16 protein-coding genes and 4 tRNA genes are annotated in these 20,260 nt (G+C 38.8%); 11 read left to right on the top strand and 9 right to left on the bottom strand.

The features are described 5' to 3' along the window. Positions 1 to 62 precede the first annotated feature (62 nt). The 6 genes from BA1DRAFT_RS02340 to BA1DRAFT_RS02315 form a co-directional block, all read right to left on the bottom strand. Positions 63 to 665, bottom strand: coding sequence for a response regulator transcription factor (locus BA1DRAFT_RS02340; protein ID WP_036775796.1), 603 nt, complete (start codon positions 663 to 665; stop codon positions 63 to 65). A gap of 203 nt (positions 666 to 868) precedes the next feature. Beyond that, positions 869 to 1,123 carry a biofilm formation regulator BssS gene (gene bssS, locus BA1DRAFT_RS02335; protein ID WP_036775794.1) on the bottom strand — a complete coding sequence of 85 codons (255 nt, stop codon included), beginning with the start codon at positions 1,121 to 1,123 and terminating at the stop codon, positions 869 to 871. 200 nt (positions 1,124 to 1,323) lie between these two features. Beyond that, positions 1,324 to 2,376: a dihydroorotase gene (pyrC, locus tag BA1DRAFT_RS02330; protein WP_036775793.1), complete on the bottom strand. Its 1,053-nt coding sequence runs from the start codon at positions 2,374 to 2,376 to the stop codon at positions 1,324 to 1,326. A 219-nt stretch (positions 2,377 to 2,595) separates the two neighbouring features. Continuing rightward, positions 2,596 to 2,671: transfer RNA gene (locus tag BA1DRAFT_RS02325), tRNA-Asn, on the bottom strand. Between the two features lie 259 nt (positions 2,672 to 2,930). Continuing rightward, positions 2,931 to 3,006: transfer RNA gene (locus tag BA1DRAFT_RS02320), tRNA-Asn, on the bottom strand. 243 nt (positions 3,007 to 3,249) lie between these two features. Continuing rightward, positions 3,250 to 3,325 (bottom strand) — tRNA-Asn (locus BA1DRAFT_RS02315). Positions 3,326 to 4,021: 696 nt separating this feature from the next. Here BA1DRAFT_RS02315 and BA1DRAFT_RS02310 point away from each other — a divergent pair. Then, the gene (locus BA1DRAFT_RS02310) at positions 4,022 to 5,098 is read left to right on the top strand and encodes a hypothetical protein (protein ID WP_036775791.1); all 1,077 of its coding nucleotides are present in this window, start codon (positions 4,022 to 4,024) and stop codon (positions 5,096 to 5,098) included. Between the two features lie 138 nt (positions 5,099 to 5,236). Here the strand turns inward: BA1DRAFT_RS02310 and BA1DRAFT_RS02305 are convergent. Both BA1DRAFT_RS02305 and BA1DRAFT_RS02300 read right to left on the bottom strand, forming a co-directional pair. Next, a tRNA-Asn gene (locus tag BA1DRAFT_RS02305) sits at positions 5,237 to 5,312 on the bottom strand. A gap of 144 nt (positions 5,313 to 5,456) precedes the next feature. After that, positions 5,457 to 5,960 carry a YlaC family protein gene (locus BA1DRAFT_RS02300; protein WP_036775790.1) on the bottom strand — a complete coding sequence of 168 codons (504 nt, stop codon included), beginning with the start codon at positions 5,958 to 5,960 and terminating at the stop codon, positions 5,457 to 5,459. A 483-nt stretch (positions 5,961 to 6,443) separates the two neighbouring features. On the opposite strand from BA1DRAFT_RS02300, the gene cspE reads away from it, so the two are divergent. Together cspE and BA1DRAFT_RS02290 are read left to right on the top strand one after the other, a co-directional pair. Next, positions 6,444 to 6,656, top strand: a complete 213-nt coding sequence (gene cspE, locus BA1DRAFT_RS02295) for a transcription antiterminator/RNA stability regulator CspE (RefSeq protein WP_010847246.1) — start codon at positions 6,444 to 6,446, stop codon at positions 6,654 to 6,656. 452 nt (positions 6,657 to 7,108) lie between these two features. Further along, a complete protein-coding gene (locus BA1DRAFT_RS02290) occupies positions 7,109 to 7,807 on the top strand; it encodes an MgtC family protein (protein WP_036775789.1) in 699 nt (232 codons plus the stop codon). 241 nt (positions 7,808 to 8,048) lie between these two features. On the opposite strand, the gene BA1DRAFT_RS23400 is transcribed toward BA1DRAFT_RS02290, so the two are convergent. After that, complete coding sequence (locus BA1DRAFT_RS23400; RefSeq protein WP_157297572.1) at positions 8,049 to 8,186, bottom strand: hypothetical protein; 138 nt, start codon at positions 8,184 to 8,186, stop codon at positions 8,049 to 8,051. Positions 8,187 to 11,166: 2,980 nt separating this feature from the next. Between BA1DRAFT_RS23400 and flhD the strand changes: the two genes are divergently transcribed. The 8 genes from flhD to BA1DRAFT_RS02245 all read left to right on the top strand — a co-directional run bounded on the left by flhD (position 11,167) and on the right by BA1DRAFT_RS02245 (position 20,256). Further along, positions 11,167 to 11,517, top strand: a complete 351-nt coding sequence (flhD, locus tag BA1DRAFT_RS02280) for a flagellar transcriptional regulator FlhD (RefSeq protein WP_036775787.1) — start codon at positions 11,167 to 11,169, stop codon at positions 11,515 to 11,517. A gap of 3 nt (positions 11,518 to 11,520) precedes the next feature. Further along, positions 11,521 to 12,102, top strand: coding sequence for a flagellar transcriptional regulator FlhC (flhC, locus tag BA1DRAFT_RS02275; protein WP_036775786.1), 582 nt, complete (start codon positions 11,521 to 11,523; stop codon positions 12,100 to 12,102). 136 nt (positions 12,103 to 12,238) lie between these two features. Then, positions 12,239 to 13,126, top strand: a complete 888-nt coding sequence (gene motA, locus BA1DRAFT_RS02270) for a flagellar motor stator protein MotA (RefSeq protein WP_036775785.1) — start codon at positions 12,239 to 12,241, stop codon at positions 13,124 to 13,126. Continuing rightward, positions 13,123 to 14,106 (top strand): flagellar motor protein MotB, encoded by a 984-nt coding sequence (gene motB, locus BA1DRAFT_RS02265; protein WP_036775783.1) that lies wholly within the window; start codon positions 13,123 to 13,125, stop codon positions 14,104 to 14,106. The genes motA and motB overlap by 4 nt, the downstream gene beginning before the upstream one ends. Positions 14,107 to 14,121: 15 nt before the next feature. Further along, positions 14,122 to 16,149 carry a chemotaxis protein CheA gene (gene cheA, locus BA1DRAFT_RS02260; RefSeq protein WP_036775782.1) on the top strand — a complete coding sequence of 676 codons (2,028 nt, stop codon included), beginning with the start codon at positions 14,122 to 14,124 and terminating at the stop codon, positions 16,147 to 16,149. A 59-nt stretch (positions 16,150 to 16,208) separates the two neighbouring features. Beyond that, a complete protein-coding gene (cheW, locus tag BA1DRAFT_RS02255) occupies positions 16,209 to 16,706 on the top strand; it encodes a chemotaxis protein CheW (RefSeq protein WP_036775781.1) in 498 nt (165 codons plus the stop codon). Between the two features lie 167 nt (positions 16,707 to 16,873). After that, the gene (locus tag BA1DRAFT_RS02250) at positions 16,874 to 18,568 is read left to right on the top strand and encodes a methyl-accepting chemotaxis protein (protein WP_036775779.1); all 1,695 of its coding nucleotides are present in this window, start codon (positions 16,874 to 16,876) and stop codon (positions 18,566 to 18,568) included. 53 nt (positions 18,569 to 18,621) lie between these two features. Next, positions 18,622 to 20,256, top strand: a complete 1,635-nt coding sequence (locus tag BA1DRAFT_RS02245; protein ID WP_036775778.1) for a methyl-accepting chemotaxis protein — start codon at positions 18,622 to 18,624, stop codon at positions 20,254 to 20,256. Positions 20,257 to 20,260: the final 4 nt, after the last annotated feature.

Here is a 20,260-nt window from a genome sequence, read left to right as displayed (position 1 = left end):
TGTGATTAATCGCTGGCACAGAGAGCAATGTGCCAGCTTATTCGATTTAGTTAAAGGAGACTTTAATAGAGATATTTAAATACATTGTAAATAAAGCAGAGTTCAATTCTATTACGCACATTCATCTTTTCAGTAATGTGTCTTTTATGGGAATAGACTGTGCTACTACTGATCTTTAACTTTTGTGATATCTTGTAATTAGGCGTTTCTTTCATCCAGTAATCGATAACTTTATGCTCTTGAGGACTGAAGATAGAGCAACATTGGTCGACTGTCGCTTTATGTCTCTGAATTTCCTGCAATGTAGTTTTGCTAATTTTATTAAGCAGATAGGTAAGATTCTTCTTTGCCAGAATAAAAGCATTATCCTTCAATGCAATATGATTGTCACAATAAGGATAAGCGCTATTAAGGTATATATATATACGCGTGTTATCTATAAGAGTAATAAATTTCTGTAAATCGGAACAGTAACTGGCATGATGGCAATAGTGTGTCAAATTAGCCAGAACGATATCAGGAGAAAAATGAGTTACAATATCTATAGCCTCGTTGATTGAAGGCGAGTCAACGATTTCAAGATTTTCAGCATTATCGCTCTGCTTTAAAAATTCGCTGATACCTGAACGGGTATAATAGCACTCTTCAACAACTAAGATTTTCATTATTGTACATCCCTGTTCCTGTTTGGCCAAACTCACAATAAACGCCCCATATATTAGTAGTCAACTCGGCAATTGTGATGGTTAAGTTAACTTAATCCGAAATTATTATATAGTGATATGGTATTCCAGACAAAATCTTTGAGATGAATTGATGTGTCTCCTAGCCGGACACCCATTTATACGGGTGTCCGGGTTTAAGATTATTAATGTTTCGTATGGTTTAGATCGCTGTATTCTGAAGATTCGATCTTTTCAATTCCTGCCTGGAGGATGTATATCAATTGCTTTGCAATGTCAGTTGTCAACCATAAGGTGCGATCTACCATGACATGTTCTGGTGTTTGATCTTGGGAGGACAAATAGTGAAGGCGTAGCATCATTGCATCATATGTATCAACGGTACTCACATCCCAACCTACAACAGGATGCGTTTGAATAACCTCATCTTTACTGCCCATAAAACCTCCTAATCAGATCACTGCATTATTTATTAATATCATTGACTAAGAGCAAACTACCTCATTCTCGAATGAGTCATTAGTTAGTATATGCTTTTTAATGAAAGTAAGAAGGTTTTTTGTTAGGAATTATGAGTCAATTTGTTGGTGTATTGATAACTATGTAAATTAATGGGGATAATGACTATCCCCATGTTATATCAGTCGACTACTTTCACATCCCAACGGGCATCTTCGCCAGCCAAAAATGGAATAAGTCTTTCATTATTGCAATCAATGTGTTCAATGATGGTAGAAGGCTTGCGAGTCAGTTCGATAAAGCCTTCATTGACAGGTAGCCCGTAAAATTTAGGGCCATTAAGTGAACAGAAAGCTTCAAAATGCTGTAATGCATTCATCTCTTCAAACACTGTGGCATAAGCAGGTAACGCTGATGGGGCGTTAAAAACGCCGGCACAACCACAGGAGGACTCCTTTTTATGTTGTGCATGCGGTGCCGAATCTGTGCCTAAGAAAAAGCGATCACAGCCACTGGCGACGGCTGCTCGTAAAGCCTCTTGGTGCACATTACGTTTCAGCACAGGCAGACAGTACAGGTGTGGACGAATTCCGCCAACCAGCATATGGTTGCGATTGAACATAAGATGCTGTGGAGTTAATGTTGCTGCCAGATTGTCATCGCTTTCCAGTACATATTGTGCAGCTTCTTTGGTCGTTATGTGCTCAAACACAACTTTCAATGCTGGAAACTGGTTACGTAGTGGTTCCATAACTTGTTCAATAAAACGGGCTTCTCGATCAAAAATATCAATATGAGAAGCAGTAACCTCACCGTGAACGAGCAGAGGCATCCCCAATTTTTCCATCATTGCTAATAGTGGATAAATATTCTTTATATCAGAGACGCCGTGACTTGAATTGGTTGTAGCATTGGCAGGGTAGAGCTTACAGGCGGTAAAAATGCCTTCTTTATAACCTATTTCTATCTGAGAACTTTCAGTAGTGTCAGTAAGATAACAGGTCATAAGAGGCTGGAAGTTATTCCCTTCGGGAATGGCTGACAATATTCTGTCTCTATAAGCCTTGGCACTGACCACTTCTGTAATCGGCGAAAGCAGATTAGGCATGACGATAGCCCGGCCAAAGTAATGACTGGTATAGGGAACGACAGTTTTTAGCATTTCACCATCACGGAAATGAATGTGCCAGTCATCAGGGCGGCGGATTTTTATTGTGTATGATTCAGTGGTCATGAGAAACCGGCTCCAGTATATATGATAGGAACGAAAGATGCTGAGTTCAGCATATTCAGGCCGGGAATGGATGATAAAGCTAAAATGGTCGAATAGCTATTAATGAATATAATTTTTAGCAAAATTACCAGCTAAATCAATTAGGTTAGGGTAATCAGAGGTGGATTTTCTTATAACAAAGGGAAAAATAAAATATGAGGGTAAAAAAAGAAATGAAGTTGGCTCCTCCAACTGGACTCGAACCAGTGACATACGGATTAACAGTCCGCCGTTCTACCGACTGAACTATGGAGGAACTCCTTCACAACGAGGTGTATATTAGTGATATGTTTCGGCTTTGTCAAAGTAGAAAACGATAAAAATAGTTTGTTTGCTGTCAAAATACACTTTTTGTTGTGTTTTTATGCTAATCAATTGATGATTGATGGAATTTTATTCTGAAAACGTGAGTTGAATAGAATTATTTTGCTTATGTTGTGAGTAAATAGTAGTGGAGAATTAAGTAGAGAGGTCAGAATAGCAAAAATCCCGCATTAAGCGGGATTCTCATAATTTGGCTCCTCCAACTGGACTTGAACCAGTGACATACGGATTAACAGTCCGCCGTTCTACCGACTGAACTATGGAGGAACTCCTTAACAACGGGGTGCATACTAACGGTATGTTTTTGCTTTGTCAAAGCGGAAAATAACAAAAATGGTTTGTTTGCCGACAAACTAAACTTATTGATCTGTTTTTATGCCGAATAAGGGGGATTTGCTGGAGATGTATGCTATAGGAAGCAGGTTGATCAGAATTATTATATTATGTTGTAAGAAAATGGTGGAATTTAGGAATGCAAAAAGCCCGCACTGGGCGGGCTTCTTATGAATCTGGCTCCTCCAACTGGACTCGAACCAGTGACATACGGATTAACAGTCCGCCGTTCTACCGACTGAACTATGGAGGAATTGTCCTTGACAACGAGGCGAATAATATCTGGGTATTTTGGGCTTGTCAAAGGGGAAAAGTGAAAATTGAGTTTGATTGGTTAACCGGTGTTCAAGGTGATGTTTTTTAGTCGATTGAATTTTTCAGTTCAAGAAGTATGAGAATTAACTGATGTTTGTCTATGATAATTATATGGTGAAAATATCATCTATATTTTCTATTTATAAAATAATTAGTCATGAGCATTGAAAATATAATCAAATATATATCAGATAATTTTATTTTTGGGTTATTTATGGTTTTTTTATATTTAATGGTAATTTTCCTATTTTATCTGTTTTAACAGATCGCTTATTGTATTTTGATATTTATTATCGGATTTTATCGTTTATACTTATTAACTGAAAAAGTAATTTGTTATCTAAGCTCTGATTTGGCAATCATGATTTAATCCACGCCAGATCGAATATTAAATGGTTTGCCATTGATAATGAAATTTCATTTACTTCTAGTGCACTAAAATATTATCAATTTAATAATATATTTGTATGTACATATAAATGAAATGAATAAAAACTATTTCAGAAAACATCTTAAATTAAATAGTTGGTGAGGAGGTGAAATTAGTTTTAAATATAAAATAAGAAAATAATATTCTCCCCGAAAAGAGTGGCTAATTTTCTGGTGATTTATATAAAACAGATGAGGAAAAGTCATGAAGTTTTTAATTAATACTGATGTCGCTAACTGGGTTTCACATAAAGATTGGTTTAACGTTCCATTGCGATTATATGTCGTTCTACAGGATGATGATGGTTCTGTACCATTAGATACTTACAAAAGTAAAATTGTAGTGAATGGTTTGAATGAGGGCGAATATGAAGTTGTAAGTAGCGATAACGCATTCAATCCTGTTAGTAGAGCATTTGAAATATTAGTAAAAATTAAAACAGATCAGAAGGTTAACGCTACAATTGGTTTTGAGGCTGAAGTCACGGATGCGAGTGGTGGTGTGGTAGCGAAAGCGGTTCTGAATCGATTTAAATTGAAATCAGTAGGATTGGTAGCTCCTGTATATCCAGCGCATTATGATAATGTCATTAGTGGTGATGATATAAAGGCAGGAGTTAAAGTACTTTTCACTGATTCCAATATATTAGATAAACATGAATTGAAATTTGTTTTTGATAATAACAATGTTGAAGTTGTTCCTGGTGTACAAAATAGTGGTGATATTCGTAGTTTGCCTGTAAAAAATGCTCTCCTTACTGAAGGTAAGCATGATAGCCTTTATTATACTATTAGTGAAAGCGGTACTGCTAGATTTTCGGCTGTTCAACGTGTACTTGTAGAACTTGATGAAGGTTCTGAGACGGTTCAGGTCCATCGCGATTTGGAAGTACCTTACATTGAAGAGTATGATGAAAGTAGGGGCCGACCAATTGGTGAAAGTATTATTGAGTATGACATCAATATTTCGGTTAGCGATATTAAACTTAAAGACAAACAATTGAAAAAAGGTACAGTACATATAAGAGGATATTCTGCTGACGATCGGGATGCAGGGCAGTTGGTATTAAAGATAGATTCTTTACAAAGTAGTGAAGATAATGTTTTCAAATTGGCTGTAATTAATCCTGAAAAAAATGCCGATAGTCAACCGGGTGGAATTGATTTCTTTAATTATATAGGTAATGGCCTGGTGAAAATTCATTACGAAATATCATTTGTTGGTGAAGCGAATATATTGCATAAATCTAAAGAGAAAACTTACAAGGTAGTTTTGGACTAACTGGCTTGGTGCTCACGAATGTGTGGCTGTTTACATAGAAAAAAGCCCAATTCAAATTGGGCTTTTTGCATGTTAACTACTTTTTCTAGCTATTTCATGCACACTAGAGATCCTCTTTAGCATCTCTAGACTTAAATTTGGCTCCTCCAACTGGACTTGAACCAGTGACATACGGATTAACAGTCCGCCGTTCTACCGACTGAACTATGGAGGAATCGTTCTTGGGAACGGGGCGAATACTAGCGATCAATGGAAACATTGTCAACGCAAAAAAGCGTACTATTTTGTTATTTGTTTGTCATATGAGCGTGTTGCCTTATAATTGTACTATTTTACTGAAATTGAGTACCTTTGTTCATTATCGGCTATCTATGAGTAACGATGTTGCTATAAGTGATTGTTCAGGAAATGCTATGATATAAACATCATAAAAATGAATTTCACCTTTCATTTGTATAATACGTTTGATTTCATCTTTTATTGCTAATGGAACATGGGGATGGGAACAAAGCTCTTTGATTGCGCAATCTGAGATTTTTTCGCTGACGAACCATTCACCGTTGTAACATACTCGTAGATCAAGTACGCCGATATCATCAAACCGATACATTGGTTTGATTTCGAATAATAAAACCGCTGACATAATAATAAAGAGTACAGTAAAGGCTAGCAGTGAAAGTGAACTAAAATATGGAGCGTACCAAATAAGTGCCGCGAGAAGCAGGTAGGATACAACCATAGCCAGGCAAAGGTAAGGATGGTTACTGATAAACTGGCTGTTAAAACGAGGTTTACCATCACGTTGTTCTTCAATGTTGATTCGTTTAAGATCCTGAATCAGTATCTGTTTAATAATATTCATATATTGATCTGATTAAGCAAAGGAAAAATGAAATATTTTCATCACTATTTGTCCTTGAGGTTAGCATGGGGAAGGTGATCTTACGTAGATCAGTTGTTTTATTTTAATCTGCCAACTGTTATTGACTGAGATTAACTCTAGTGCTTTCATTAAGATAAAGGTTGAATAAATCAAAAAAATTTATAACTAATGACACTGTTTGTTAAATTATTGCTTTAATAATGAGCATAAATATTTTTTTTAAAACACCAATGCATAAAAAGGTTGATATTCCTTTTCTATCATGAGTTAATGCAGCCGGCCTGATAAACAGACCTACTTTATGTACGACATCTTGAGTTAATGAGTTATGTGTAAGTGTTATCCTCAGATAGCCTTTGTTGACGCGTTTCCTTCTTAGTGCCTCCATAAGTAATAGCTGATATAACTGGCCAATACATGCCCAATGGTGGCAAAATTTTTTTGATATATAGGAAAGTCACAATGTCTGACAAAATGAAAGGTCAAGTGAAGTGGTTCAACGAGTCTAAAGGCTTCGGTTTCATCACCCCAGCTGACGGTAGCAAAGACGTATTCGTTCACTTCTCTGCCATTCAGGGTAACGGTTTCAAAACTTTGGCAGAAGGCCAGAATGTAGAATTCACCATTGAAAATGGTGCTAAAGGTCCAGCAGCAGCAAACGTAACAGCTATCTGATTGCTTGGATGATTTTTAAGCCTGTCGCTATTTTCTATAGCGGTGGGCTTTTTGTTGGTTAGAGTCATATCTTTCTTTACTTATTAATTACTCCTGATTATACTTCGTGCAAATTTTATTGGAGAGATAGCCATTGGACAGTCAAAGTTTTCAGTTAAATAGACAATAAAACGGCAAGCTGTTCATTTCCTTCCGATTTGCTGCTTGCCAAATAAAGCGGGCAGTGCTACTCAAAATATCTGAGCTGTACTTACTCAAAAAATAGCGTTATCTGGTACTTAGTCAAGTAACCAAGATAGTATATTGGGTTTTTATTATGCTGTTATATATTTACGCTTTGTTACCTCCTGGTATGGACAGAAAATAGGGCTGAATTAAACATTCAGCATACATTTCTGTGTGCAAAATAAATGCACATGATTATTTATCCATTTGGTTGTATGGAGAATGTCATGTTAATAACTCCTTTTGTCTTTCATTTATTATCGGCTATGTGTTTTGGTGCATTAATTGGTGCTGAACGCCAATGGCGCCAACGTATGGCAGGTTTAAGAACTAATGCATTAGTTGCGACTGGTGCAGCAGTTTTTATCCTCAGTTCAATAACAACTTCACCCGATAGCGCCGGTCGTATTGCTGCGCAAGTTGTTTCAGGCATTGGTTTCCTTGGTGCTGGCGTTATTATGCGGGAAGGCATGAATATTCGTGGATTAAATACCGCAGCAACCCTATGGTGCTCGGCTGGAATTGGTGTGCTGTGTGGTCTTGGGCAATATTGGCTAGCCGCGATAGCAACCGCCATCATTCTTTGCGCAAATATATTGTTACGTGAAGCCGCTCAACGTATTAATTTACAACCCAGGCAGCAGGCCATTGATCAGGTACAGTGCTATAAAATTCACATAGTGTGTGACAGTGATGACGAAATTCTGGTGAGAACTTTGGTACTACAGGCTCTCAATGGAGTAGCTGTGAGGTTACAATCACTGAGTTTCGCAGATAGGGTTCAACCTGGAAAATTTGAAGTGTGTGCTGAAGTGTTAGCAACACTGGCAGAGCAAAAAGAGATAGAAGCAATTGTTTGTCGTATAAGTCTGGAAAAGAGTGTTAGCTCAATAAACTGGAAAATGGCTTCTGAACCACCGATCTGAAAATCTTTTGTACAAAACAGTAATCACTAGTTTGATACAGAATCACCATTGACAAATGGTGTTTCGTCATAAGAAACAAACAAGCGTTGCCTATGGTGTGTTTTCCAGGTTAGGCGTAGTTTTACCGATCTTGGTACGGAGTAAGCTTGGTTGATTAAAAATTTGCTTTTACCAGTAATAATTTTGGATAATATTGTTGATTAATGACTTCACCAAGTAAAAGTCATTCGATGCAGTATTTTTAGCCTTGGTCATTGTTGCTGGATGGATTGTTAACATTGCTATCCTCATGCCAGAATTTAGTCGTGGTAAACCTGATATAGGTATCATTCGCGGGTACAGAAAAATTGATGAGTTGATATTTAATTTGGTTTGCCATCAGTTGCTCGTTACTGTTCAGAATTTTCAGTGAAAATATCAATTATTTTCAAAGGGTAAGTAGAAGAAATGATCTTAGTTTGTTCTTATATAAGAGTAAAATAGATAATAATTCTGCTTGATGAAGAATGCCGTGGAAAAATAATGGAAGTAGCCAGTGGTTACCACCAGACAAGATTTTAGGGCATTAATTTAACAGTTCGATATTTATCCGATGATAAAGTAAAAACGCGGGTCATCTTTATGGTGATGAAAGAGTGATGATATTACAGGAGTTACTAACTTTCCTTGAGCCAGTAGAGATGGGAGTAGTCTCTGTTATTTCTGTATTAAGAGAGAGTGGAGTGGTAGTAAGAGTTCTTACCAAGGGTAACACGACTATTAGTGTCAGGATTTGTCGTGGTATAGGGTTAGAATTCAAAGTTATTTTAGCATTCTAACAAACAGAGCTGATGGCTACTGAAATCTTGAGAAATGAAATCAAATTGGTATTTAAACTGCGCATCGTAAAAATCTTGTGTTGTAAAAGAACGGGTATACGGTTGGTTTCTTGATGATAACATTAATGATGTTATGGTATTGAGATCAGCTGATGTAGGAGTTTTTGTTAGCTAAGGTACAGATAGTGCAAAAAAAAGCGATAGGTATTACCAGTCTTGGTAAGAACTTAAGGGGGTAAATGAGGGGGTAGTTAAGAGAAGAGAGCGAGTATTATCAAGTGCTTGAATATAACGGCAAGTTTGAACTTTGGTAATGTTTTTTCAATGTTGATTAGCAGAGCTTTTATTCCATTCTTTCTGGTACAAAATATTCGTTTACTAGTACAAGATCTGATGAATGATATTTCTTGGCTTTTTTATATCGGGATAAAATGGATTAAACAGTTCCTGAGGAGAATATTATAAATGAGGTATTAAAAATATTGGGTATTATATAGTGTTGGAGGAGTTAGCTTGGTGAATTTTGGGTTGTATAGATATATATATTTGTATTTATTATTTTTTTAGTTAGTAATTCTGTTTGTCGAGTTTTATTTCTGCCAGATTAGTGTATTGAATTGTTACTTTCTAAAATATTTCTTGTTCATATATTGCTCGTATCAAGGATGTGTTTTGTCCAAAAAACAGGAGTATTTCCAGTGTTATTGATTACATAATTGATAATGATTCTCGATCGCTATATTCCATTTTTGTTTGATGAATTATTGGGTTTAGCGCCTTTATTCTGAGAGTATTTTCTGTGATTAGGTTAGGTTGTAATCGGTTGTTGCATTAACTGTCATGTTTGATGAATAATTATAATTACTTGGAAAATTATCATTACTATTTATATGGGTAAATAAATTTCTTATCAAAATCCTATTTTTTCCATTTTTTCATGAAATATCAGGGTATTTCTGTTACCAATAATTATTAATTTCATTATTTTGGTTGTAAATGATATTGGTTTTTATTTCTATTCCTATTAATTATTTTTGCAATAAATATCAATTAATTGTTTTTTCTCTGTACAGTTAATTATTTTATATATTCATATCGTATGAAAAAGTGACGTTTGTGATATACACTAATGACGTCATTAGCTATGTTTTTATATGTGAAAATAATGTTTTTGGGATGGTGATCGTAAATATCATATGAAATAATGAAAGACGAAAAAATGACTTTTAATATTTTATTTTTTTTGTATTATGAGAATATGTGAGTCCGGAAATGGTGTGTGTTTTTTATTTAAATATTAATCTGTAAACTATCCATTTCTTGTATTATATAAATGGTGGTAATTTAGTTTATGATGGATATTTAGTAAGGTTATATATTTTTGTGATTTGAAAATTTTATTGTTGGAATTGTATCTCTTATGGAACTTTAAAGCAGGTTTTAAGGGTAATAAATCACATTCAATCCGTTTAAAATGCCTAATGTTTTTAAAATATATATATTGATAATGTGTAAATTTAATTAATGGTTAATTTGAAGTACGAAGATTCAAGGTGAAAAAGATAAAGTAATCAATCGAAGGATTTTGCGTATTGTTATATTATAAGGCATGATTTTTGATAAATTTTTCTAATGTTTTTTGTCGCTATTTGGGTTGTCAGGAGTCGAAATAGACCGATTTCTCTGGTCATCTCTATGCTGGATATTGATTGTTATGCAATCAATAAAATGTTGTTATAGTTGTTTTTTTATTCATTATCTTACTGTATTTTATGCTATTTTTGTATGGTTAGTGTTATCTGAACGTGGTGGTATACATTTTTAGTTAAGCCTTTGGGTTAAAAAAAGTACAAATCTAAACGAAAAGTGATCATACCAGTATCTTTTTTGCAACCAAATTTTACATAAAATTAATCTGCTTTATCGTACAAATGGGGATGCCGGATCTCAGAATAAGATTATTGTTTACACTTATTACTCAGGGATAAAACTGTCTTTTTTGGTGTTAGTTTGACTCAGGATAGGATTTTTTATCGTTATTTTAAATTTATAAGTTTAATAGATCGTATAAAATCAAAAAATATATCTAATATTTTTATTTAGATAATTTAACTTATTAAAATTGAGAATTCGGATTTTATTTAATTGTTTGAATAGTTAATGAGCAATTCATCGATTAAATGCATATTAAAAGCCGTTGTTTTTGTGAGTTATGTCACATAGTATTTAAAATTGCGCCCTCTTTCCGTTGTATAAGTTGATGATTCAGGAGTAAAGTTGTTCCGCATTAAGAATATTCTTAATCGCCAATGAAAAATGTTATATCAGGTAACGCAATAATACTTTTGTAGCTCACTACCGTAATATTTTTGAAGTTGGATGAATCAAAAGTAATACAAAGGATGGTTACTGCTCTGACTAAGCCTGTATATTTTAGTTATGTAAGAGATTATTAATCCCTAAGCTATTTTAGGAATTTTGTCACGAGTGGTTTTTCGAACACTTAACTGATTTTTTAATGTAATCGGACGGGATAGAGAAATGAGTACGGTTGAATTGCTCAAACATATTTATGACATAAATTTATCGTATTTGCTTTTAGCTCAGCGATTAATTAACCATGAAAAAGCATCAGCGATGTTCCGTTTAGGTATTAGTGATTCTATGGCTGATACGTTGTCTGAATTGACATTACCTCAGTTGGTCAAGCTCGCTGAGACTAATCAATTAGTCTGTAATTTCCGGTTCGAAGACAGTGAAACTATTCAGCAGCTTACTAGGGAATCTCGAGTGGATGATTTACAACAAATACATACAGGCATTTTGTTATCTACTCATTTGTTTCAGAAGTTATCTTCGAAAGACGATACGTCAGTGAAAAAAAGAGCATAAGAGATGGCCGAGAAAAGTATAGTTCAAGAAGCTAAGGATATACAGTTGGCGATGGAACTCATCACTTTGGGGGCACGATTACAAATGCTTGAAAGTGAAACACAATTGAGCAGAGGGCGACTAATTAAGCTTTATAAGGAGTTGAGGGGGAGTCCCCCGCCTAAAGGGATGCTGCCTTTTTCAACAGATTGGTTTATGACGTGGGAACAGAATATTCATTCATCGATGTTCTATAATGCCTACCGTTTTTTACTCAAGAGTGGTTATTGTGAAGGTGTAGAAGCTGTTGTTAAAGCGTATCGACTCTATCTTGAACAATGTCCCCCTGTTGAAGGAGACGCCCCGGTTTTGGCGTTGACTCGTGCCTGGACTCTGGTACGTTTTGTCGACAGTGGCATGTTACAACCTTCGCAGTGCCGTACCTGTGGTGGAACTTTTATTACTCATGCTCATCAACCTGTGAATAGCTTTGTTTGTAGCCTTTGCCAACCGCCATCACGCGCAGTAAAAAAACGTAAACTTTCCTTTCAGTCTGCCGATACTAATTCACAACTGCTGGATGGACTTGCTCAGCACGCAGTATGAATTTAAATGGGAAAATTATTCCTACAGGTTACAGATTAGTACTTTTTCTCCTGTAACCTGTATTGAAACCGCAACCATTCTGGATTCAGACTGTTCAACTTCCCATCCGCTCGCCAACTTAGCTAAAGGATATCGCGTGTTAGTACTTTTAGGATATATCGTAGTTTTTGGTGCGGTAATCGGTGGTTACCTGATTGTAGGTGGTCATTTAGGCGCACTTTATCAACCCGCTGAATTTTTAATTATCACTGGTGCTGGTATCGGTGCTTTTATTGTGGGTAACAACGGAAAAGCGATTAAGGCAACATTGCGGGTTTTGCCAAAGGTAATGCGTAGATCTAAATATAACAAAGTGATGTATATGGATCTGATGGCGCTGCTTTTCCGGTTGCTAGCAAAATCCCGTATGCATGGTGTCTTAGCATTAGAGCGAGATATCGAACATCCTCAGCAAAGTGATATTTTCACCCAGTATCCGCGTTTGCTTAAGGATAAGCATTTGATGGATTTTATCACTGACTACATGCGGTTGATTGTGAGTGGCAATATGAATCCTCATGAAATTGAAGCTTTGATGGATGAAGAAATTGAAACTTATGAACAGGAAAGCGAGATCCCGGCAACCAGTTTGACGATGGTTGGGGATTCTCTTCCTGCTTTTGGTATTGTCGCTGCTGTTATGGGGGTGGTTAATGCTCTGGGTTCGGCAGATCGCCCGGCAGGAGAACTTGGCGTACTGATTGCTCATGCGATGGTTGGGACATTCCTTGGTATTTTGCTGGCCTATGGTTTTATCTCTCCATTGGCAACATTGCTACGTCAACGTAGCGGTGAACACATTAAAATGATGCAATGCATTAAAGTGACATTGTTATCCAGTCTGAATGGTTATGCTCCGCAAATTGCTGTTGAATTCGGTCGTAAAACACTGTACCTCACAGATCGTCCTTCTTTCACTGAGTTGGAAGAACATGTTCGCCGGGTAAAAGCACCAGTCCAGCAAGAAACTGAAGAACAAGCATGAAGGCGCGTAACGTCTCTGTCATTAGAGTAAAAAGACGTAAAAGAAATGGCATCAAACATCATGGTGGTTCATGGAAGATTGCTTATGCTGACTTTATGACCGCCATGATGGCATTTTTTCTGGTTATGTGGCTGCTGGCAATTTCCAGCCCGCAAGAACTGACCCGAATTGCAGAATATTTCCGTACTCCGTTACAAGTTGCAATCAATAAAGGGGAGCGTAGCAGTGATAGCTCCAATCCTATTCCGGGTGGGGGGGAAGATGTGCTTCATCAGGAAGGCGATATTCTGCGTCAGGTTGAAGTCGTTGAAGCTAATGATGAGGCTCGCAAATTAAATAGGCTGCGTGAGCAACTTGATCAATTGATCATTACTGATCCTCGCCTTAAAGCATTACGTCCACATCTGTTGATTGACATGATGGATGAGGGGTTGCGTATCCAGATTATTGACCGGGAAAACCGGCCAATGTTTATGGTTGGTAGTGCAAAAGTTGAAAGTTACATGAGTGACATTTTACGGGCTATTGCACCAATTCTGAACGATATTCCCAATAAAATCAGCCTATCCGGTCATACCGATGACTTGAAATATGCCAATGGCGAACGTGGTTACAGTAACTGGGAACTCTCCGCAGATCGGGCGAATGCGTCAAGGAGAGAGCTGTTGGTAGGTGGGCTGGATGAAGGAAAGATATTGCGGGTGGTTGGCATGGCTTCAACGGTTCGCCTGAAACAAGAAGATGCCAGCGCGCCGGTTAACCGTCGCATCAGTATTTTAGTGCTCAATAAACAAGCGGAAGAGCGGATTGAACAGCAAAACACCGGCAGCGATTCCTTGATTATTAATGATAGTCAGGAAATTCACGAGGTGATTGGAAAGGATTCGGCTGAAAGCAGGCCAACACAACAGTCCAATGAAATCACAGTATCAGTTCAGCCAGCATCACCAAATGCTGAACCTAATCGTGATACCGATTAAGGTGACAAAGTAACAATGGATATTACCGCGTTTTATCAGACCTTTTTTGATGAAGCAGACGAATTGCTGGAGGATATGGAGCAGCATTTATTGCAGCTCGATCCTGATGAACCAGATCAGGAGCAATTGAATGCTATTTTTCGTAGTGCTCACTCAATAAAAGGTGGCGCTGCGACTTTTGGTTTTATCAAGCTACAGCAAACCACGCATGTTTTGGAAAATTTGCTGGACAGCGCCAGACGAGATGAAATGAGTCTGACGACTGATATTATCAACCTGTTTTTAGAAGCGAAAGATATTATGCAGCAACAGTTGGATGCCTATAAAAGTTCTCAGGAGCCGGATGAAAGTGCGTTTACCTACATCTGTGAGACTTTGCGCCAGCTTGCATTGGAAGTACAGGAAGAGAATGAAGGCGGGGTTGAGTCTATCATAGATGCGGTGATGCCAGAGGTGCCTGAATCTGAGCCGGAATTAAAATCGGAGCCTGCTGCGACTGAAAACCAGCAAGGTAGAGTTCGGGTTCACCTTTCTGGTTTGAAAGAGCGTGAAGTTTCTCTGATGCTTGATGAACTGAGTAATCTGGGGGAGGTCTATGATGCCGAACAGACTAGGGATAGCGTTGAAGCATCATTGGTAACATCAGCCACAGAGGACGATATCACCGCAGTACTCTGTTTTGTTATTGAACCGGAACAGATCACTTTTTTGCCGGTAGTTGGGCCTAAAGGCAAAGTTAAAAATAAAGATACAGCTAAAGTCGTTAAAACAACCACGTCGGAAAATGGTTCAGCGCCACCTGTCGGGCGCCCTGCGCCGGCACCACCGGCAGGATCGCCGCGTCAACGGGCAGAATCTTCCAGTATTCGGGTTGCGGTTGAAAAGGTTGATCAACTGATAAACCTGGTTGGTGAACTGGTCATTACCCAATCTATGTTGGCTCAGCACTGTAACGCTCTTGAACCGACTTCACATGGTGATTTGCTAAATTGCATGGTTCAGTTACAGAGAAACTCCAGAGACTTGCAAGAATCTGTGATGTCTATCCGCATGATGCCAATGGAATATGTGTTCAGCCGTTACCCGCGTTTAGTCAGGGATCTGGCTAGTAAGCTGAATAAAAAAGTAGATCTCACTTTAGTTGGCAGTTCCACTGAGTTGGATAAGAGTTTAATCGAGCGCATTATTGATCCGCTGACTCATCTAGTCCGTAACAGTCTGGATCATGGTATTGAAGAACCAGAAGCTCGGCTTGCTGTGGGTAAACCTGAAACAGGCAACTTGACACTTTCTGCTGAACATCAGGGAGGAAATATCTGTATTGAAGTCGTGGATGACGGCGCCGGGCTAAATCGCGAAAAGATTCTGGCTAAAGCGATGTCACAAGGATTGTCGGTTAGTGAAAATATGAGCAATGAAGAAGTTGCTATGTTGATTTTCGCGCCTGGGTTTTCCACTGCTGAAGTGGTAACAGATGTGTCTGGCCGCGGTGTAGGGATGGACGTGGTTAAGCGAAATATTCAGGAGATGGGAGGACAAATCCAGATTAACTTCCAGGCTGGTAAAGGGACAGTGACGCGGATTTTGTTACCTCTGACACTGGCAATCCTTGACGGTATGTCAGTGAAAGTGAATGACGAAGTGTTTATTTTGCCATTGAGTGCGGTAGTCAGTTCTCTTCAACCGCAGGAAGAAGATATTTATCCACTGGCTGGTGATGAAAAATTACTGCATGTCAGAGGAGAATATTTACCACTGATTAAGTTATACCGTGTTTTTGATATTCCTGAGGCAAAAACAGATCCAACTCAAGGGATTGTTGTGATTGTACAAAGTGCCGGTCGTCGTTATGCCTTACTGGTTGATCAATTAGTTGGTCAGCATCAGGTAGTTGTGAAAAATATCGAAAGTAACTATCGCAAAGTGCCCGGGATCTCTGCTGCCACAATTATGGGAGATGGCAGTGTGGCGTTGATTATTGATGTTTCTGCCTTGCAGCAACTCAATCATGACCAATTGGCGCTCAGCAAAGCTAAAAAATAAGCACTGAATGGGGAGCATCCCCAAAGAAAATCGTCAATCTCACAGTAAAAGGTAAGATCATGTCGTCCATAGAAGCATTTAATAAATTGTCGGGAGAAACTGCCGGGGAAGGCTATCTGGTTTTTACCCTAGGTGACGAAGAGTATGGTATCGAAATACTGAAAGTACAGGAGATTCGGGGCTATGATCAGGTTACTCGTATTGCGAATACTCCGGCCTTCATTAAAGGAATAACCAATCTGCGTGGCGTTATTGTGCCTATTATTGACCTGAGAATTAAATTTGCTCAGGAAACAGTTACCTATAATGATAATACCGTTGTTATTGTTTTGAATCTGTTAAACCGGGTGGTTGGTATTGTAGTTGATGGTGTTTCGGATGTTTTATCGCTCAAAGCTGAGCAAATCTGTCCGGCGCCTGAATTTGCAGTAACATTATCTACCGAATATCTAACAGGACTGGGTTCACTCGATGATCGCATGCTGATTTTAGTGGATATCGAAAAACTGCTTAATAGTGAAGAGATGGCGTTGGTAGATTCAGTAGCTAAAAACTAATCATAAAATGTGACTGCCATCATCGATAGATGGCAGTTACTTTTTGTCTATATTCCCGTTAAGTCCAGATCAGAAAAAATATTCAAATTTCTTTTATTCAACCAGTAAAGTTTCCTTTGGTGATGCCGATAACAGAGCCATGCTGATCTATTGTAAAAAGGGAAAACATGTTTAACCGAATGAAAATAGTGACCGGACTGATGGCGGTCATCATATTATTTGGTGCTCTGCAATTTATATCCGGAGGGCTTTTCTTCCATGAGTTGAAAAGTAACAAAGAAAATCTAGAAATACTGGATAAAATGCGTGAACAGCAGACATTTTTAAGTGACACTTGGGTTAATTTGTTGCAGGCCCGTAACAGTTTGAACCGTGCTGGCATTCGCTACATGATGAAAAAAGATGAAGGTGTCGATAATTACTACACATTAGAGCAGTTACTGACTGATGCCAGAAGTAACTTGTCTATAGCAGAACAGCGCTTTGAACAATATGAACAGACCGCTAAATTGCCTATTCATGAATCAGAAAGTCTTAATCGCCTTAAAAAAACCTATGATGTTTATATTTCAGCACTGCATGAACTCATTGTTCTGATTGAACATGATCGGGCGGTAGAGTTTTTCAACCAGCCAACGGGTAAATATCAGAGTGCTTTTGAGGAAGAATATAACTTCTATTTGACCCAAAACGATCACCTTTATTCTGATGTTGTCTTTGATGCCAATATCTCCTACAGAAATGCGATGATTATGTTGGGTATTATCATGCTGATTCTGGTTTCAGCCATGATTTTCAGTTGGGTTAGCATCAAGCATAGTTTGATAAATCCACTAAACAAATTATTGGAGAATATCAAGGCGCTTTCTACCGGTGATTTGACCCAAAATATTACTGTTTCAGGCAGGAATGAAATGAGTACGTTAGCCGTTGGCCTGAAACATATGCAAAAAGAGTTTATCACTACTGTTACCAGTGTTCGTCAGAGCAGCGAAAGTATTTATAACGGAACCAGTGAAATTGCCGCTGGAAATAATGATCTCTCCTCGCGTACTGAGGAACAGGTTGCTTCTTTGGAAGAAACCGCCGCTAGTATGGAGCAATTGACTGCAACTGTGCGTCAAAATGCAGAAAATGCTCGTCAGGCAAGTAATCTGGCTGATAGTGCTTCTGACGTTGCCCGTCAGGGTGGGAAAGTGGTGGCGAATGTTGTACAGACAATGCGTGAAATTGCCGGCAGTTCTCAGAAAATTTCCGATATTACCAGTGTTATTGATGCTATTGCGTTCCAAACTAACATCTTGGCGTTGAATGCCGCAGTGGAAGCCGCACGTGCCGGCGAACATGGGCGAGGTTTTGCTGTTGTGGCAGGCGAAGTGCGTAACCTCGCACAGCGTAGTGCTGAGGCGGCAAAAGAGATCAAAGCATTAATAGAAGATTCAGTAAGCCGCGCGGATACTGGTTCAGTCTTGGTTGAGAGCGCCGGTGAAACAATGAATAACATTGTCAGTTCAGTCACTCGTGTCACTGACATTATGGGTGAAATTGCATCTGCATCCGATGAACAAAGCAGAGGGATATCTCAGGTTGGTTTGGCTATCTCCGAAATGGATCGTGTAACACAACAGAATGCTGCTTTAGTTGAGCAATCCGCTGCGGCTGCGGCTGCACTGGAAGATCAAGCGGCTGGATTGAAGAAACTGGTTTCTCTATTCCAATTACCGAACCTTGACGATAAATCTCAACCCGAAATGAAAATTGAACATTTGCCTGTGGCTAAGACTCCTCCGGCTAAATCGAATCCACCGGCGTTGAAGAAAGTCAACAATGTGGAAGAACAAGCTAATTGGGAAACATTTTAAAACATTAAGCGATAACTGCGGCTGCATATGCAGCCGTTAACAGAGGTGATTACATGTTAGGCAGGCTTCGTATATCAACCAGTTTATATCTGTTACTGATGATGTTTTGTGTAATGCAGATGATCTCAAGTGGTTTATCACTTGGAATCATTCACGCAGATCAATCCTATATTGAACGAATTGATCTGGGAACACAGAAGAGGGATTCCTTAGGGTTGAGCTGGGCAGCTTTGCTGCAATCGCGTAATACACTAAATCGAATCGCTGTAGGGAAAACGCTGCAACAATCTGAAGCTCACATTGAGAGTATGGTCGCTAATGTTAAGGAGACCTTGGATAGAGCTGAGATGCATTTTGCCGAGTTTATTGCGCTACCTAAATTAAATGAAGAGGATGGCAGTAGCGTATTATTGGCCTCGGTAGAGACCAGTTATAAAGAATATATCGGAGCGCTTAGAGAGCTTTCGGTGTTTTTAGAAAGTGGTAATTATGATGCATTCTTAAACCAGCCGACAGAAAAGTATCAGCAGCAACTTGAGTCTGATTTCAATCATTATATGCAGTATATCGGAGAGGAGATTACAACCGCTGTTCAAGATGGTCGCCTTTATTACCAAATTTCAGTTGCCATGTTTGCAGGTGCGATCTTAATGGTACTGGTTGTTGCCTGGGCGGCTCATTGGTGGTTGAAAAAGAATCTGCTCAGACCTTTTGCCAATATGCGTAGTCACTTCCAGAATGTTGCGGAAGGAAAACTCAATAAAGAAGTTTCTGTTTTCACCCAAGATGAAATTGGTGAAGTGTTCTTCAAATTACGTGAAATGCAACGTTCACTTGTTAATTCCATTACTTTGGTAAAAGAGAATACTAACTTGATGTATAGCGGTATTCAGGAAATTACTCAGGGTAATACTGATCTCTCTTCCCGGACTGAAGAGCAAGCAGCATCACTGGAAGAAACAGCCGCCAGTATGGAACAACTGACTGCAACTGTGCGTCAGAACGCGGAAAATGCTCGCCAGGCCAGTGAATTGGCGGTATCTGCATCGAAAACAGCCTCTAAAGGCGGCGAATTGACCGTTGGTGTGGTGGAAACAATGGATGCCATTGCCAATAGTTCACAGAAAATCAGTGCCATTATCAGCGTTATTGATGGCATTGCATTTCAGACCAACATTCTGGCACTGAATGCGGCGGTAGAAGCTGCGCGGGCAGGAGAACAAGGCCGAGGTTTCTCTGTTGTTGCTGGCGAAGTGAGGGATCTTGCTCAGCGAAGTGCCGAAGCAGCGAAAGAGATTAAAACGTTAATTAGTGAATCCGTTCAACGGGTGAGCCAAGGTTCCGAATTAGTTAGCCATGCAGGAAAAACCATGAATGAATTGGTCGTTTCTGTAAACCAGGTTACGGATCTGATGGCTGAAATTGCAGCGGCATCTGATGAACAAAGTCGGGGTATTCATCAGGTAGCACAAGCTGTTACACAGATGGATCAGGTTACTCAGCAGAACGCTGCATTGGTTGAACAGTCAGCCGCGGCAGCGGCGGCACTTGAAGATCAGGCAGATATTTTGGTGCAAATAGTGGCACAGTTTGAGTTACCAGATAATTCAGAAAATAGGCTTGAAAATGAACTTTCACTGACGCTGAGGTCTGCGGATAGCGAAGGGGCAGTCAGTCAGACTCGTTGAGGCC

This window comes from Photorhabdus aegyptia (assembly GCF_000612035.1).
In the GTDB taxonomy this organism is placed as follows: Bacteria; Pseudomonadota; Gammaproteobacteria; order Enterobacterales; family Enterobacteriaceae; genus Photorhabdus; species Photorhabdus akhurstii.
The sequence above is the reverse complement of the archived record's forward strand: the minus strand, read 5'-3'. Positions and strand labels throughout refer to the sequence as shown.